Annotated in this window: 18 protein-coding genes; 9 read left to right on the forward strand and 9 right to left on the reverse strand. The window is 36.3% G+C overall.

Features of this window, described 5'->3' with window-relative positions; genetic code table 11:
- The 8 genes from CVS97_RS06390 (at position 1) to CVS97_RS06425 (ending at position 5,347) form a co-directional block, all read left to right on the forward strand.
- Complete coding sequence (locus CVS97_RS06390) at positions 1 to 342, forward strand: YraN family protein (RefSeq protein ID WP_107785495.1); 342 nt, start codon at positions 1 to 3, stop codon at positions 340 to 342.
- Positions 343 to 414: 72 nt separating this feature from the next.
- Positions 415 to 729 (forward strand): thioredoxin, encoded by a 315-nt coding sequence (trxA, locus tag CVS97_RS06395; RefSeq protein ID WP_012001054.1) that lies wholly within the window; start codon positions 415 to 417, stop codon positions 727 to 729.
- Complete coding sequence (locus tag CVS97_RS06400) at positions 729 to 1,175, forward strand: hypothetical protein (RefSeq protein WP_107785496.1); 447 nt, start codon at positions 729 to 731, stop codon at positions 1,173 to 1,175. Before trxA ends, CVS97_RS06400 begins: the two co-directional genes overlap by 1 nt.
- Before the next feature lie 9 nt (positions 1,176 to 1,184).
- Positions 1,185 to 2,123 carry an NAD(P)/FAD-dependent oxidoreductase gene (locus CVS97_RS06405; protein ID WP_107785497.1) on the forward strand — a complete coding sequence of 313 codons (939 nt, stop codon included), beginning with the start codon at positions 1,185 to 1,187 and terminating at the stop codon, positions 2,121 to 2,123.
- A gap of 147 nt (positions 2,124 to 2,270) precedes the next feature.
- The gene (gene dapB / locus CVS97_RS06410; RefSeq protein ID WP_107785498.1) at positions 2,271 to 3,041 is read left to right on the forward strand and encodes a 4-hydroxy-tetrahydrodipicolinate reductase; all 771 of its coding nucleotides are present in this window, start codon (positions 2,271 to 2,273) and stop codon (positions 3,039 to 3,041) included.
- Positions 3,034 to 3,273 (forward strand): hypothetical protein, encoded by a 240-nt coding sequence (locus tag CVS97_RS06415; RefSeq protein WP_107785499.1) that lies wholly within the window; start codon positions 3,034 to 3,036, stop codon positions 3,271 to 3,273. Before dapB ends, CVS97_RS06415 begins: the two co-directional genes overlap by 8 nt.
- 77 nt (positions 3,274 to 3,350) lie before the next feature.
- Positions 3,351 to 4,688 carry an amidophosphoribosyltransferase gene (gene purF / locus CVS97_RS06420; protein ID WP_107785500.1) on the forward strand — a complete coding sequence of 446 codons (1,338 nt, stop codon included), beginning with the start codon at positions 3,351 to 3,353 and terminating at the stop codon, positions 4,686 to 4,688.
- Complete coding sequence (locus CVS97_RS06425) at positions 4,685 to 5,347, forward strand: hypothetical protein (RefSeq protein ID WP_107785501.1); 663 nt, start codon at positions 4,685 to 4,687, stop codon at positions 5,345 to 5,347. The genes purF and CVS97_RS06425 overlap by 4 nt, the downstream gene beginning before the upstream one ends.
- Before the next feature lie 121 nt (positions 5,348 to 5,468).
- On the opposite strand, the gene CVS97_RS06430 is transcribed toward CVS97_RS06425, so the two are convergent.
- The 8 genes from CVS97_RS06430 to CVS97_RS06465 all read right to left on the reverse strand — a co-directional run bounded on the left by CVS97_RS06430 (position 5,469) and on the right by CVS97_RS06465 (position 10,781).
- On the reverse strand, positions 5,469 to 6,020 hold the full coding sequence (locus CVS97_RS06430; RefSeq protein WP_021090969.1) for a DUF2393 family protein: 552 nt from the start codon (positions 6,018 to 6,020) through the stop codon (positions 5,469 to 5,471).
- Positions 6,020 to 6,550: a DUF2393 family protein gene (locus tag CVS97_RS06435; RefSeq protein ID WP_084041608.1), complete on the reverse strand. Its 531-nt coding sequence runs from the start codon at positions 6,548 to 6,550 to the stop codon at positions 6,020 to 6,022. Before CVS97_RS06435 ends, CVS97_RS06430 begins: the two co-directional genes overlap by 1 nt.
- Positions 6,534 to 7,274, reverse strand: a complete 741-nt coding sequence (gene hisIE, locus CVS97_RS06440; protein WP_107785502.1) for a bifunctional phosphoribosyl-AMP cyclohydrolase/phosphoribosyl-ATP diphosphatase HisIE — start codon at positions 7,272 to 7,274, stop codon at positions 6,534 to 6,536. The genes CVS97_RS06435 and hisIE overlap by 17 nt, the downstream gene beginning before the upstream one ends.
- 2 nt (positions 7,275 to 7,276) lie before the next feature.
- The gene (locus CVS97_RS06445; protein ID WP_021090685.1) at positions 7,277 to 8,395 is read right to left on the reverse strand and encodes a prohibitin family protein; all 1,119 of its coding nucleotides are present in this window, start codon (positions 8,393 to 8,395) and stop codon (positions 7,277 to 7,279) included.
- Between the two features lie 17 nt (positions 8,396 to 8,412).
- Positions 8,413 to 9,327 carry a branched-chain amino acid transaminase gene (locus tag CVS97_RS06450; protein ID WP_021090882.1) on the reverse strand — a complete coding sequence of 305 codons (915 nt, stop codon included), beginning with the start codon at positions 9,325 to 9,327 and terminating at the stop codon, positions 8,413 to 8,415.
- A gap of 105 nt (positions 9,328 to 9,432) precedes the next feature.
- A complete protein-coding gene (locus CVS97_RS06455; RefSeq protein WP_107785503.1) occupies positions 9,433 to 10,074 on the reverse strand; it encodes a thiol:disulfide interchange protein DsbA/DsbL in 642 nt (213 codons plus the stop codon).
- A gap of 9 nt (positions 10,075 to 10,083) precedes the next feature.
- Positions 10,084 to 10,581 (reverse strand): thioredoxin-dependent thiol peroxidase, encoded by a 498-nt coding sequence (gene bcp / locus CVS97_RS06460; protein WP_107785504.1) that lies wholly within the window; start codon positions 10,579 to 10,581, stop codon positions 10,084 to 10,086.
- Positions 10,578 to 10,781, reverse strand: coding sequence for a tautomerase family protein (locus CVS97_RS06465; RefSeq protein WP_021090801.1), 204 nt, complete (start codon positions 10,779 to 10,781; stop codon positions 10,578 to 10,580). The genes bcp and CVS97_RS06465 overlap by 4 nt, the downstream gene beginning before the upstream one ends.
- Before the next feature lie 116 nt (positions 10,782 to 10,897).
- Between CVS97_RS06465 and CVS97_RS06470 the strand changes: the two genes are divergently transcribed.
- Complete coding sequence (locus CVS97_RS06470; RefSeq protein WP_107785505.1) at positions 10,898 to 11,302, forward strand: hypothetical protein; 405 nt, start codon at positions 10,898 to 10,900, stop codon at positions 11,300 to 11,302.
- On the opposite strand, the gene CVS97_RS06475 is transcribed toward CVS97_RS06470, so the two are convergent.
- Positions 11,299 to 14,607, reverse strand: coding sequence for a DUF748 domain-containing protein (locus tag CVS97_RS06475; RefSeq protein ID WP_107785506.1), 3,309 nt, complete (start codon positions 14,605 to 14,607; stop codon positions 11,299 to 11,301). The genes CVS97_RS06470 and CVS97_RS06475 overlap by 4 nt on opposite strands.
- Positions 14,608 to 14,689 lie beyond the last annotated feature (82 nt).

A 14,689-nucleotide genomic window follows, 5' to 3' on the forward strand; every position in this document is an offset into this window, starting at 1 on the left:
TTGGGGCTAAAAGAGTATCTCTTTGGCAAAAGCTCAGAAGATAGGGCATGCGAATTTTTACAAAAGCTCGGTTTTATCATTTTAGAGAGAAATTTTCACTCTAAATTTGGCGAGATCGACATCATTGCACTAAGTAGTGATAAAATTTTACACTTTATAGAGGTAAAAGCAACTAGCGGAGAATACGAGGCAGAATATAGACTAAATAAGGCAAAATATATAAAAATTTTAAAAACTATAAATTTTTATATGATGAAAAATGAGCCAAATAGAGATTTCCAAGTCGATTTGCTCGTCATAAAAAATGAAGATTTAGAACTGATAGAAAATATTAGTTTATAATAAAATTTATTATTTAGATAAAATTTAAATTTAATTTGTATAATTGCCACATTTTAAAAATAAGGAGAAAAAATGGGAAAATACATCGAACTTACAAAAGAAAATTTTGATGTTACAAAAGAAGGCGTTGCTTTAGTAGACTTTTGGGCTCCATGGTGCGGACCTTGCCGTATGCTAGCTCCAGTGATCGAAGAACTTGCTGAAGACTTTGACGGCAAAGCAAAAATTTGCAAGGTAAACACTGATGAAGTGCAAGATCTTGCAGTTGAGTTTGGCATCAGATCGATCCCAACATTGCTATTTTTCAAAAATGGCGAGCTAGTTGAACAAATGGTCGGTGCACAGTCAAAACAAGCCTTAACTGACAAACTAAATTCGCTTCTTTAATGAGCGAAAAAAGAAGAGGAAGTCTGCTTCCTCTTATATATATATTTGGTTCATTTTTTGGTGCAGCTATGATAGCAGCTGCATTTGCGTATAGTAACTATCGTTTTTCACAATATAAATTTGTTGATTTTGCGAAGCTAGTTTTCTACGAAAAAAGCGAAATTTTTACTCCAAAAGAGCCAAAATACACGCTTTTAATCTTCAGCTCAAATCAATCAAAATTAGATGAAATTTTACCAATCAAAAATGAAACAGTTGTGGCAATCGATATCTTTCAAAAAAGATATGAGTCAAACTCAACACTAAAATATATAAGCTCAGATATTAATACGGTCTTGGAGCTGATGCGAAATTTGAGCATTACAAAGCTTCCAAGTAGTGTTGAGATAGTTCATCAAAGGGGTGAAATTTATAAACAAAATTCGCCCATAAATGTTTTAGAATAAAGGAAATTTATGCTTGATTTAGCGATCATCGGAGGCGGTCCAGCAGGACTAAGCGCCGGACTTTACGCCACTAGAGGCGGACTAAAAAATGTTGTAATGTTTGAAAAAGGCGAGCCTGGCGGTCAGATCACCTCTAGCTCAGAGATAGAAAACTACCCAGGTCAAAAAGCCCCTGGTGAGAGCGGCTTTGACTTTATGAGCACTTGGTGGAAGCAGTGTAGCGCATTTGGACTAGTTCATAAGTGGGCAAATGTCGTTGGCGTTAGAAAAAACAGCGACGGCATCTTTGAAATTTTACTTGAAGGTGGCAAAAGCGAGCAGGCAAAGGCTGTCATCGTAGCAACTGGCTCAACCCCAAGACGCGCTGGCTTTAAGGGCGAAGATGAGTTCTTTGGCAAAGGCGTAAGCACATGCGCAACATGCGATGGATTTTTTTACAAAAACAAAGAGGTAGCCGTCCTTGGCGGTGGTGACACAGCTGTTGAAGAGGCACTTTATCTAGCAAATATCTGCTCAAAAGTCTATCTTATCCATAGACGTGACGAGTTTAGAGCAGCACCTACGACCGTTGAAAAAGCTAGAAAAAATGAAAAAATCGAATTTATAACAAGTGCAACGATAAAAGAGGCACTTGGTGATAAAATGGGTCTAACAAAGATCGTACTTGATACCAAAAATGGAGAGCGCGTACTTGATGTGCCGGGAATTTTTACCTTTGTCGGACTAAATGTAAATAACGAAATTTTAAAAGATGAAAACGGCAAATTTATCTGCGATATGGTCGATGGTGGACAGGTTAAGACAAACCTTAAGATGCAAACCAGCCTGAATGGGCTCTTTGTAGCAGGTGATATCAGAGAGGACGCTCCAAAGCAAGTCATCGTAGCAGCAGGTGATGGCGCAGTGGCTGCACTTAGCGCTATGAGCTACATAGAAAGCTTGCATTAATACTCAAATTTAGCCAAATTTTTGGCTAAATTTCTCTTCTTTTTTTCTATCAAATTTTTTGATTTTATACGTATTTTTAAAGCCTATTTGTAATCTATCTATAATAAATTTTATGTTAAATTTCAATCAAAAATCAAAGGATAAATTTTGGTAAAAATAGGCCTTTATGGTGCTAGTGGAAAGATGGCTCAAAGTATCATTTCTTGTTTAAAAGATGAAAAAGATGCCACTTTAGGCATCGCTTTTAGCCAAAAAAATCAGGTTGAAAATTTAAGTAGCGAACTTTTGACAAATGACTTTGCTAAATTTTTTGAAGCATGCGATGTGATAATCGACTTTAGTCAAAAAGAGGCGACCATGGCACTGCTAAACTACGCTAGAACTAATCCAAAACCACTAGTTATCGGTACGACCGGGTTAAATGACGAAGATAAAAACTTACTCCATTTAGCATCTGGAGCTATGCCTATTCTTTACGCAACAAATATGAGTTTGGGCGTAGCTGTACTAAACCGCCTTGCAAGGATCGCTTCAAAAACATTAAGAGAATTTGACATAGAGATAGTAGAGCAACACCATAGGCACAAAAAGGACGCTCCAAGCGGCACAGCAATGACCTTAGCTGGTTGCGTGGCTGAGGCTAGGGATCTAAATTTAAAAGATGTTTTAGTAACTGGTAGAGCCGGCATGGTAGGGGCTAGGAGCAAAGACGAGATCGCAGTCATGGCACTTCGTGGTGGAGATGTGGTCGGTCGCCACACGGTTGGCTTTTATAATGACGGCGAATTTATCGAGCTAAATCACACCGCAACGAGTAGGGCAACCTTTTCAAAAGGTGCGATCAGGGCTGCCATTTGGCTAAAAGATCAAAGTAGTGGCCTTTACTCGATAGACGATAGTTTAGGGCTTGATGATTAAATTTGAGCTTGATGATGTAGAGAGCTACAAGCTAGAATTTGGTAATAAATTCTACCTACCGGAGCGTGAAAAGCGTCAAAATTTAAGAACTGGCGATATAGTAAAGCTTATATTTAGATTTGAAGATGATAAGTTTGCTCAGGTTGAGCGCATGTGGGTGGTCGTTAGCAAGACAAATAACGGCGAATTTACCGGCATTTTAGACAATGAACTATTTCAAAAGGCTGTTTAAATGCTGGCGATGAGATCAAGTTTAACTACAAAAATGTTCTTGAAATTTACAAAGATGATGAAAACTAAAGGAAAAAAATGTGTGCAATAGTTGGTATTATAAATTCTAAAGATGCAGCAAAGACTGCCTATTATGCGTTATTTTCTATGCAGCATCGCGGCCAAGAGGCGAGTGGTATTAGCGTTTGTGATGACGGAGAAATTTCTACTCACAAGGGTAATGGACTAGTTACAGAGGTCTTTAATGAAGAAATTTTAAGATCACTAAAAGGCGATATGGCTATTGGTCACAACCGATATGCAACTGCTGGTAAAAACTCGGGTCGTGATGCCCAGCCAATAGCCGCTAATTACTCTTTGGGACAAATTTCAATCGTCCATAATGGAAATTTGGTAAATAAAGATGAGGTTAGAGATGAGCTTATTAAAGATGGCGCGATATTTCAGACAAATATGGATACTGAAAATATCATCCATCTAATCGCAAGAAACCATAGCAAACACTTGCAGGACCGTATTATTGCAGCACTTGACAAGATAAAAGGTGCTTATTGTCTGCTTATCCAGTCACGCCATAAAACCTTTGCCATAAGAGATCGCTGGGGTGTTAGGCCACTAAGCCTTGGCAAGCTAAAAGATGGTGGATATATCGTAGCTAGCGAGACTTGTGCTTTTGATCTTGTGGGGGCTAGCTTTATAAGAGATATCAGGCCTGGTGAGATGATAGTTTTTGAACATGGAAAAAGTGAGTTTCAAAGCATTCAAATTTATGAGCCAGATCCTAGAATATGTGCATTTGAATATATCTATTTTGCACGTCCAGATAGCGTGATAGAAGGTAAAAGCGTATATGAAGTTAGAAAAAAAATGGGTGAAGTACTAGCTAAGAAGAGCAAAATTAAAGCAGATTTCGTCGTACCTGTACCAGATAGCGGAGTGCCAGCAGCACTTGGATATGCAAATGAGAGCAAGATCCCATTTGAGCTAGCTATCACTAGAAACCACTATGTGGGTAGAACCTTCATCGAGCCAAGCCAAGAGATGAGAAATTTAAAAGTTAAGCTAAAACTTAACCCTATGTCATCGGTTCTAAAGGGTAAAAGTATCGTTGTTATCGATGATAGTATCGTTCGCGGTACTACTTCAAAAAAGGTGGTTGATCTTTTAAGACATGCGGGCGCTAAAGAGATTCATTTTAGAGTCGCTTGTCCTGAGCTTAAATACCCAGAGCGATATGGCATCGATACGCCAAGCTTTGAAGAGTTAATAAGCTCTAAAAAAAGTGCAGAAGAAGTAAGAGAATATATCGGTGCAGATAGCTTAGAATTTTTAAGCATAGACGAACTTAAAGAAAGTATCGGCAATGAGCGAAAATATTCGCTTGTGAGCTTTGATGGTGACTATTTCATAAAGTGAAAAATTTAGCCATTTTTTTGCTTGTTGCGCTATTTTTTAGCGGTTGTTCACAAAAGAATCCAAGCAAAAAAGATGAAATTTCTATTTACGTAAGCTATTATGAGATAAATGGCACAAAACAGCAGCTACAAATAAAAACTGCCCAAAATTTTGTAGAACAAAATGCTAGTGTGCCATTTTTTGGTGTAGTAAATTTTTTATCAGAAGATAAAATTTTAAATGCTTATTCGCTTGCAAAAGGTACTATAAATGTACTTGAAGTAAATAATAGCTCTATAAATTTAAATAAATCAAGTGATATTCTGACTTTAAAAAAAGCTAATGAGATAAAATTTTATGAGATAAGGCCTGATGTACTTGAGAGTGTTAAATTTAGCTCACAAAATAGTGTTTGCAGCGATTTTTTGTTACAAAAGCCAGTGCATGTAAATGTAGCAACAAACTACTATTTAAGAGATGATAGTTTTTTTGCAAGCTTAATAGAGGCAAATTTCTTTTATAAAAAAGGTGCAAAGATCCTAAAAAAAGAGTTTGTTTATAATATAGCCGAGACTAAAATCCTACAAGAAGCAAAAGAATTTACGCAAAAGACAAAGCAACTTTTCTTAAATGATCTACAAAAATTGGGCAGGCTACTTGACATACTTTGTACTTTTTAAATCTTTATCTTAAAAATTAGTATTCATTTCAGATACTAAAAAGATAAAATTTACTCTAAAATCAAACTAAGACTTAGTGTTTTATCCTATAAAATTTGTAAAAATTTGCTTTAAATTTGACTTAGTAGCAATTTAGTTTTGTGATATTCATGCCATTTTTAAAATAAGGCGGATATGGCATATATACGGTAAATGGTGTGCTTTTTTGCTTTGGTAAATTTTTGGCTACATCAAATTTATATTCAACTGTATTTGGCCTCTCGTCCTTATCTGTGCCAAGAACCCATGAAAAAAATGAAAGCCCACTTGGCTTAAAAAATGCTTCCCCACCAAGGTCATTTTTATTTAGTGGTTGGTTGATTAGTTTGACTGTCAGTGTGCAGTTGCTAATTGTAAATTTACCGATGTTTCTCACTTGCCCCTTAAAAACGATACTCTCGTTTCGCAAAATTCGCTCACTTTTTACATTTTCGAGCATACCTTTTTTTGTATATTTATCAAGCACTAGCATTAAAAAAACAGCAAGTGTGGTTGAGACTAGAATGTTTGTAAAAAATAGTGATAAAAATAACTTTCGCTCAGCTCTAAGCGAGAGAACAAGAAATAAAATAGAAAGCAGAGCAATCGCAAAAAGAACGATAATATGAACGATCGTAAAATATGCTGAGCTCATCAAAAACACTCCACTTTTTTAGAGATATTGTAGTCTATAAATGCGAAATCATTGACAAATTCTTTAACCTCAATGCTTTGCTTTGGCAAAAATTCCTCGTTTAAGATGATTCTTTTTCTAGCAAATGGATTAAGTGAGTTAAAAAAGTCTTTCGTATTTTGCCTTGAGCTTAGATAGAAGTCAAGCTCGATTTTGCAGATACTAAGTGCATTATTTGAATTATTTGTAATATTAAAATCAACCATTAGCGCATCGACATATTGAAGCTGTTTGGTGGTTATTTTGCTTATGCTAACTGGTCTTAAATTTTCATTTATATATTTGTTTGCGTAGTAATTACCTACAAAAAGTCCGAAAAAACCAGCTAGAATAAATAAAAATCCTATCTGCCACCACGACTTTATCGCTATAAAAATCCCTAAAAGCACAATTAGTATAAATGCTAAAAATATCCAGCCATAGGTTAGAAAATCAATGAGCTTTGCATTTTGCAATACAAAAAGCAAGTTGTGCTTAATGCTGTTTAACATCTCGCGATCTTTTCTCTTCAATGCCGCTCATACCAAAACGCCTTGCAAGTTCGTTTTTTACAGCATCTGGATGGATATTATGGGCTGAAAGTGCTACAAGTGCATGAAAGCAAAGGTCGGCTGCTTCATAGATCAGATCATCTTTTGCTTTTTGCTCATTTTGCTTTGAGTTTTCTGCGAAACTAAGATCCTTTGCGGCCATTATAAATTCGCCAGCCTCTTCGCCAACTTTCTTTAAAATTTGATTTTCGCCTTTTTTAAAAAGACTTGCCACATATGAAGTTTCAGGGTTAGCATTTAGCTTTCTATCTTCTATTACATGGTAAAGCTCATCAAGCACACCATAATTTGGTTTTTTGACTTCAATTTTTGTATCTAAAATTTTACCGTCATGCAAATTTATTTCATTAAAAAAGCACGACCTTGCTCCAGTGTGACAAGCAGTGCCTCCGTTTTGAATCACCTTTAAAAGCAAAGTATCGTTGTCGCAGTCTAAAAAAGCAGCCTTTATCTCCTGAGTATTGCCACTTTCTTCGCCTTTTTTCCAAATTCTATTTTTGGTGCGTGAAAAGTAGTGAGCGTAACGGCTAGATAGACTTAAATTTAATGCTTCTTCGTTCATGTAAGCAAGCATTAAAACTTCATTCGTGGCATGATTGCAAACCACTACTGGAAGCAATCCACCAACTTTTTGCCAGTCTATACTTTTTGTTACGCTATTCATTTTTATCTCTCGCTTACTGAGCTAGCCCTTGCTTTATCTTTTGCATCTAGCCAGATGTTTGGCACAGCTCCACCAGGTGTTAAGAAAATTTTAGCATCTTTGTTTTCTTTTAGAGCCTCGTTAAATTTGTTTTGCGTCTCGATCTGCTTTAAATTTAGTAGATTTTGATCGACACTTTTTGCAACCTCTTTGTTTGCATACGCAGTTGCGTCAGCCTCGATTTTAATGGCATCAGCCTTGCCTTTTGCTTCAATGATCGCAGCTTTAGCGGTACCTTCAGCAAGTGCGGCTTGTTTTAAGGCTTCTTGATTTGCTCTTTCTACTTCGTATTTTGTTCTCTCGGCCTCTTGTTTTGCGATTTGGACGCGCTCGATCTGCTCTTTTACCTTTGAAGGTAAGATGATCTCACGAAGTTGCACTGTTAAAAGCTCAACTGGCTTATTTGGCTGAGAGTCGATGTCTTTTCTTATGCCATCATCGATTTGTCTTGCTAGGTCGTTTCTCTTTGTTGGAAGCTCTTCTGCTGTGTATTTACCAGCGATACTGCGAACTACGTCACGAACGACAGGATCAACTATCTTGCTCTCCCAGCTAAGACCCCAAGAGGCAATAGTTTGAGGGGCATTTTCTGGATTTAAACGGTATTGCACAGTAATATCAATGCTAACTGGTAAATTTCTAGCATCAAGCACTGAAATAGAATTTTTACGTAAAATTCCAGCGCCAACGCCTTGATATGATTTTTGCATTGATTCGCCCATATCCTCGCCAGAAGTATAATTTATGATCCTAACTCTGGTGTCCACGATGATGATGTCTTGGATAAAAGGTAAAAAGAAGTGAAAGCCTGGTTGTAAAGGATTTGGCTCATATTTACCTGCTGTAGACTTGATGCCAACTTCGCCTGAGTGAATCACTTTAAATGGCTGAGTGATAGCAAAAATAGCAATAATCGCAATTACAATGTAGGCAAGTGCTCCAAATTTACCAAAGCCACTTGGTAAATTTGGCATTTTAAAGTCCTTTTTGAAGGGCGGCTCTTTGTCGCTATTTTGACTTGAGCCTCTGTTGTCATTACCTGGCTTTTTTTTATTGAAATAATCGTTTAAATCAGCGGGCATTTCGTTCCTTTAAATTTTTAAATATATGTTAAAAATGATTCATATTTTTTATTTAGTCCATAAACTACGTCAAAATAAGCTTTTTGTAGTCTCTTTGTCACTTCGCCTCTAGCGCCGTTACCAATGATGCGGTTATCTATACTATTTATCGGTGTTACTTCGGCTGCAGTACCAGTGAAAAATGCCTCGTCAGCTGTGTAAGCCTGATCTCTTGTGATGCGCTCTCTTCTTACTTCGATGTCAAGATCGTGAGCTAGTCTTATGACTGTATCTTGAGTGATGCTAAGTAGGCTGTTGTCGTTTGGTGGAGTGATTAAAACGCCGTTTTCAACGATAAAGAAGCACTCGCCTGGACCCTCAGCCACAAAGCCTTCGCTATCAAGAAGTAGCGCCTCGTCGTATCCAGCCTCTTTTGCCTCGTAGTTTGCCATTTGTGAGCTTAGGTAGTTTGAGCTAGCTTTTGCTCTATTCATTTGGGCAGCAGGTGCAAGTTTGGCAAAGCTTGAAATTTTAACTCTGATACCTTTTTCTAGGCCTTCATCGCCAAGATAAGCACCCCATTCCCATGAGGCGATAGCGGTTTGCACTGGTGCTTTTGTGTGAGCTACGCCCATTACGCCGTATCCTAAAAATATAAGTGGGCGGATATAAACATTGCCGTCATATTTGTTTGCGCGAAGAAGCTCTATTTGCGCTTTTTCAAGCTCTTCCTCAGTGTAAGGTACATTTAAAACAGTCATTTTTGCTGATCTTAAAAGCCTTTTTGTGTGATCTTGAAGTCTAAAAATAGCTAGACCTTTTTTTGTTTTATAAGCTCTTGTGCCTTCAAATACGGCATTAGCATAGTGTAAAGAGTGAGTTAGAACGTGTACTTTTGCATCGTCCCATTTAACTAATTTTCCATCCATCCAGATAAATTCTGAAGCATTCATTGTTAAACCTTTCTTTTTTCTTAGAAATTTTGGTCTGAGTTTATCTAAAATTGCTTTAAATTTACATTTCTAAGACCAAAATTTGCAGATATTGCCTGCTAAAAACTACTTATCTAAAAGCTCTTGTATGATCTTTGCCATCTCATCGATTGATGAAGCTGCGCTTAAGTTTATTAAGTATTTGCCACTTACTACAAAAGCTGGCACACCGCTGATACTTGCCACATCATAAGAGGCAAACCATGCGTCTAAAAGCTCTTTTGCTCTTTCGCTATTTAGTGCTTTTTCGTAGTCGTCCTTGCTCACGTGAGCTGCTTTGAGGGCTAAATTTATAAATTTCTCTTTGTCTTTGCCATCACTAAAATCATCTTTTTCATCATGTCTTGCTTTATAGATCGCAAATTTTGCTTGCTTAAATTTTGACTCATCGCTTAGTAGATCAGTGCCATTTGCCTCATCTATAGATATAAGAGCAGCAAAAATTTTACTCGCGGTCTCGCCAAGTTTGCCTTTTGTGCTTAGATGATATGGGATAAATTTCACATCTTCAAGCTTTGACATCAGCTTTTTTGTGATAGTCCGGTCAAATTTATAGCAGTGTGGGCAGTCATAGCTAAAGACCTTAACGACCGAGTTTTTAGGCACATTAAGCGGTTTTGCTATAGTTTGATACTCCATGCCTTCAGTCAGTGCTGATAAATTTAGCGCAAAAAACGCACTTAAAATTAGCATTTTTATAAGCTTCATCTTTGCTCCTTATTTTACAAGATCAGCTAGCACTTTTGCGGCGTGGTCTTTGGCTTTTACGCTTTTGTAAATTTTAGCTATCTTGCCGTCTTTGCCGATCACAAATGTGCTTCTTGCTATACCAAGATACTCTTTGCCGTAGTTTTTCTTAACTTGCCAAACGCCGTAAAGCTTTGAAATTTCTTTATCCTCATCACTTAATAGAGTGTGCTTTAAATTTTGCTTTGCTATAAAGCCAACGTGAGACTTCACACTATCTGGGCTAACGCCGATTATAACTGTATCGTTTTTGATAAACTGATCGTAGTTTGCGCTAAATTCGCAAGCCTCAGTTGTGCAGCCTGGAGTGTTGTCCTTTGGGTAGAAGTAAAGCACTACGTTTTTGCCTATAAAGTCCTTTAATGCGACCTTTACGCCGTCTTGATTTAGCGCTTCAAACTCTGGCGCCTTGTCACCAACTTCAAGTGTTATTTTTCGTTCAATATCTGCTTTGCTAAATTCGCTCATTTTATCCCCTTTCTCTTATCTTCTACGCTCTCGCCGCCTACACCGATGTTGCTAGCGTCATGAGTTTCTATGAAAATCATCACCGCCTCTTTTTTCTTGCCAAGCACTCTTACAAGCGTCTCAGTCACCTCTTTAAAAACTTGATCTTTTTGTTCTTTTGTCGGCTCTGGACCTGCTATTTTGATATTAACATAAGGCATTGTTGCTCCTTTTTCAAGATGTAAAATATTAGCCAAAATGAGTGAAATTTCAGATTAAAGCCTTTATTTAAGAATTTGGCATTAAAATACAAAAACTTGTTACATAGGAGCGAAAAATGGACTACAACAAACATAACAAAGGCTTTGTTTGCTTTATGTATAGCTTTGGACGAAGCAGGGCAGTTTATGCTGTTTTGATGTTTTTAGTCATATTTTTGCTTGGTTTTTTGACATTTGTTTCAAGTGCTCAAACTGACATTTTAAATTTACAAATAGCCCTTGGTGTCATGCTTTGCGGGCTTTTACTCATCCTTGTAAATCCAAAAATTTTTATCATCAAGCTAATTGGCTATTTAATTTCACTTGCTGGCGTTATGATAGCCCTTCACAACGCAAATTTGCTAGGAGCTGATTTTAATTTATATTTTTACGCAAGCCTAGTTTTTGGCGCATTTATGATGCTCTTGCTTCTAAGCTGGTTTGTATATAATGCAAGAAGCAGCGAGATAAATGAAATTTAGTTTGCCACTCCCATAAGCACGCTTGTATAGGTGTTTTGCTTAGGTTCTGAGCTTGTTATATCATTTACATTTATGCGGCCAGCCTCAAGTCCAGCCTTTATGAGCGCTTCTTTTACCGCATTTGCACGCTCATTTGCTAGCTCAATTAGCTTTTCCTTATCCACTTCGATGATTTTTATTGCCTCTTCTCTTAAGGCTTTATCGCTTTTATCTTTAGTGTTTGGAACGAGAGAATTTAGCACGGTAATATAATCTTTGCCGCTTGAGGCGATTATTTGATTTATCTTTTGATCAAGCTTTTTTTCTTTAAAGTAGAGCACATCTATTTCAGAGTAAGTAGGCGTGATGCTAAGTTTCATCATAGGCTTTGCAGTAGTTAATTTTATAAAATCAGCTATTTTTGGTGCTTCTGAGCTTATTAGCTCGCTACTTCCAGCAAGAAAATCAATAGAGCTTAGATCCTTGCTGCCAAGTCCTAGAGCATTACCTAAAAATCTAAACGGAGCTAACGTAATGTCTGCAAAGAGTTTTTTAACAGCAGCCCAAATGACACCGCCATATTTAAAGTCTGGATCGTCTAAATTCCCCTCAACTGGAAGGTCGATATTTATTTGATTATTTTGATCGCTTAATATCGATATAGCAAGCGAAAGTGGCAAATTTACAGCATCTTTTGAATCAACCTTTTCTCCAAGCGTGAGTGTGTCAAAATTTATAAGATTTGAGCCATTTAGTTTTGAATCAACAACGCTATAATTTAGATTTAAATTTAACTTACCTTTTTTTATTTTATAGCCCAAAAATTGCCCACTATATGGCGTTATGTCGATTAGATCGATATCTTTAAAATCAAGCTTAATATCGGTATTTTGCTTTAATTCAAAAGGAAATAGTTTTGCTGTAATCTGAGAAAAACCGTTTTTGCCAACTGTACCTTTAAACTCACCCGAACTTGGACGTTTTTTATCGATGTCAGTTAGCTTGCCATTTAGATTTGAAATTTTCGTAGCAAATGGCATAAATAGTGACGCATCTGAAAAATCAACCTCGCCGTTGTTAAGTGAGAAATTTTTGATACTAAAATTTAGCTCGTCATCTTTTTTAGTAGCCACCTTTTTGCTCTCAGCTTTTTGCTCATTTTGGGCTTTGCTTTTATCTTCTTTTACGATTTTGCTTAGATTAAATTCGCGCTCTTTGCTTAGATAAGCCTTGATAAACGGCGAATTTAAAGCAACTCCAGTAATTTCAAGATTATCTTTAAAAAGTGAAATTTTATCCACTTCTAAACTTTTAAATGCGATTAGTTTTTCTTTATTTTTATCATCTAATCTAATATCTTTTACGCTAAGCTTTGCGTCCGCTTTTATATCTTTTGCATAGTGAAGCTGGGCATCTGCGTTCATCTCTCCACTTGAAAGATCTGCCTCTAAAAATGGCTTTGCGTAGGCAAAATATTTTGGCAAATTTTTATCTTCAAGTTTTATTTTAGTAGTTATATCAAGTGGTTCAAGTTTGATCTTTGAGGTTAGGTCTAAATTTAGCTTTTGCGAGCTTTTCATATCCACTTTTGCGTCAAATGGCTTACTAAAATCGCTACTTAAATTTGCTATTTTTACAAACAAATTATCAAATTTATGAGCGATCTTCTCGCCCTCAAAAAAGTGCGTCAAAGCGATATTGGCGTTATTTACATTGATATTTTTTATGTCAAATTTAAACTCACTCTCTTTGCTTTTTGAAGCTGATGTATTCTCTTTTTTGGTTTTAGTGTGATGATTGGCTGTTTTTGCTGGCCCATGCTCACCAAGTCCAAGCTGGTTTATCGCGCTTAAGCCGCTACCATTTAACTCTGAGTTAAATTTTGGTCTATTTACATCGATATTCTCAGCACTCAAAGCCATATTTAAAATATCAAATTTGATCGTTTTTGTAAGCACATCAGAGATATCTAAAATTTCTTTATTTTTTGCCTTTAAATTTATGCCATTTATACTAAGCTCTTCAAGAGTTGCAAGGCTTTTATTGGTATCTTGAGTGAAACTAATATTTGAGATTTTAGTCCCTGCCACATTTGCATTCGCATTTTTACTAAGCGGGGCATTGATACCTTCAAACGCTATTTTTTCAAGCGCTAGAGTGGTTTTATTATTTGCTAAATTTGCATTTAAATTTGAGGCATTTATATCTTTTAGATTTACTAAATTTTTACTGGTTTCGTCTATTTTTAGGGCATTTGCATTTATGCTATTTAGTGCAGCTGTCGCATTTAGCTCACTTTTTTCATTTAAATTTGCTAAAAGTGAAATGTCGTTTAAATTTAGTGATTTTAAGCTTGCTGTTATTGCATTTTTAAATGACACATCGCTTAAATTTATGGCATTTAACTCTAATTTAGCATCTATCTTGTCTGCTATCTTACTTGATAGATCAAATTTTGGAAGCTCTAGCTCACCAAGACTTAGTTCGTTTTTGCCCTCATCTATGTTTAGTGATTTTATATTTAAAAAGCTATCCTTTAAATTTATATTTGTAGCGTTCTCGTCGGCAATTAAAGCGTAATTTATTCCTAAATTTATGACCGCATTTTTAAGATTTAGTGTGTCATTATCGATAAAGCTAATCGCCACTGGATCGATACTAAAGTTCTTTATGCTGATATTGCCCTCAATTTTTAGTGGATTTAGCTTGATATCGCCATTTAGATCGATCTTGTGAGCTAGAGTCGAGTTTGAGTCAAAAATATGGCTGCCTGCGCTTTTTTTCTTAGTATTTAGCGAGCTTAGCTCGTAGTTTATATCATCAAAGCTTACGTTAAATGGATTTGTGAGGTTTTGATCGCTATATGAAAATGAGCCTTTGATGATTTTTGCGTTATTTAGGGCAAAATTTATAGAACTAGTGCTGTTGTCTTCGGTAGTTGCGTTATCATCGCTTATAAAATTGCTAAAGTTAAATTTTGAATTTTTATCTCGTAAAATTTTGACATTTGGCTCTTGAAGCCTGAAAACATCAACTTCAACTAATTTTTTAAAGATAGAAAATGGCTTTAGCTTGACATCTATTTGCCTTGTGCTAAAAAGTGGTGAAGTAGTGTTTAGTTCAGCATTTGTAGCATTTAGCTCAAAGGTAAAAGGATTAAATTTAGCACTTTCCACAAAAAGCGTTGCGTTGTAGTCTTTTAGATACTTTGGAGCGATATTTTTGATGGCGTATGGCAGACCAAAAAAGCCAAGAAGTGTGTAGATAAGTAAAAGTGAGACTACGCAGATGCCAGTGATTAGAGCTATTTTTTTCTTTTTATCCATTGTGAAATTTACCTTTTTGTCAGCTAAAATGAGCCCTGATTTTACTTTAAAAAAGGTTAAAAGTTAGTTAGAAATTTTAAAT

Origin of the sequence: Campylobacter concisus (genome assembly GCF_003049735.1) — a bacterium.
Classification (GTDB): Bacteria; Campylobacterota; Campylobacteria; order Campylobacterales; family Campylobacteraceae; genus Campylobacter_A; species Campylobacter_A concisus_AN.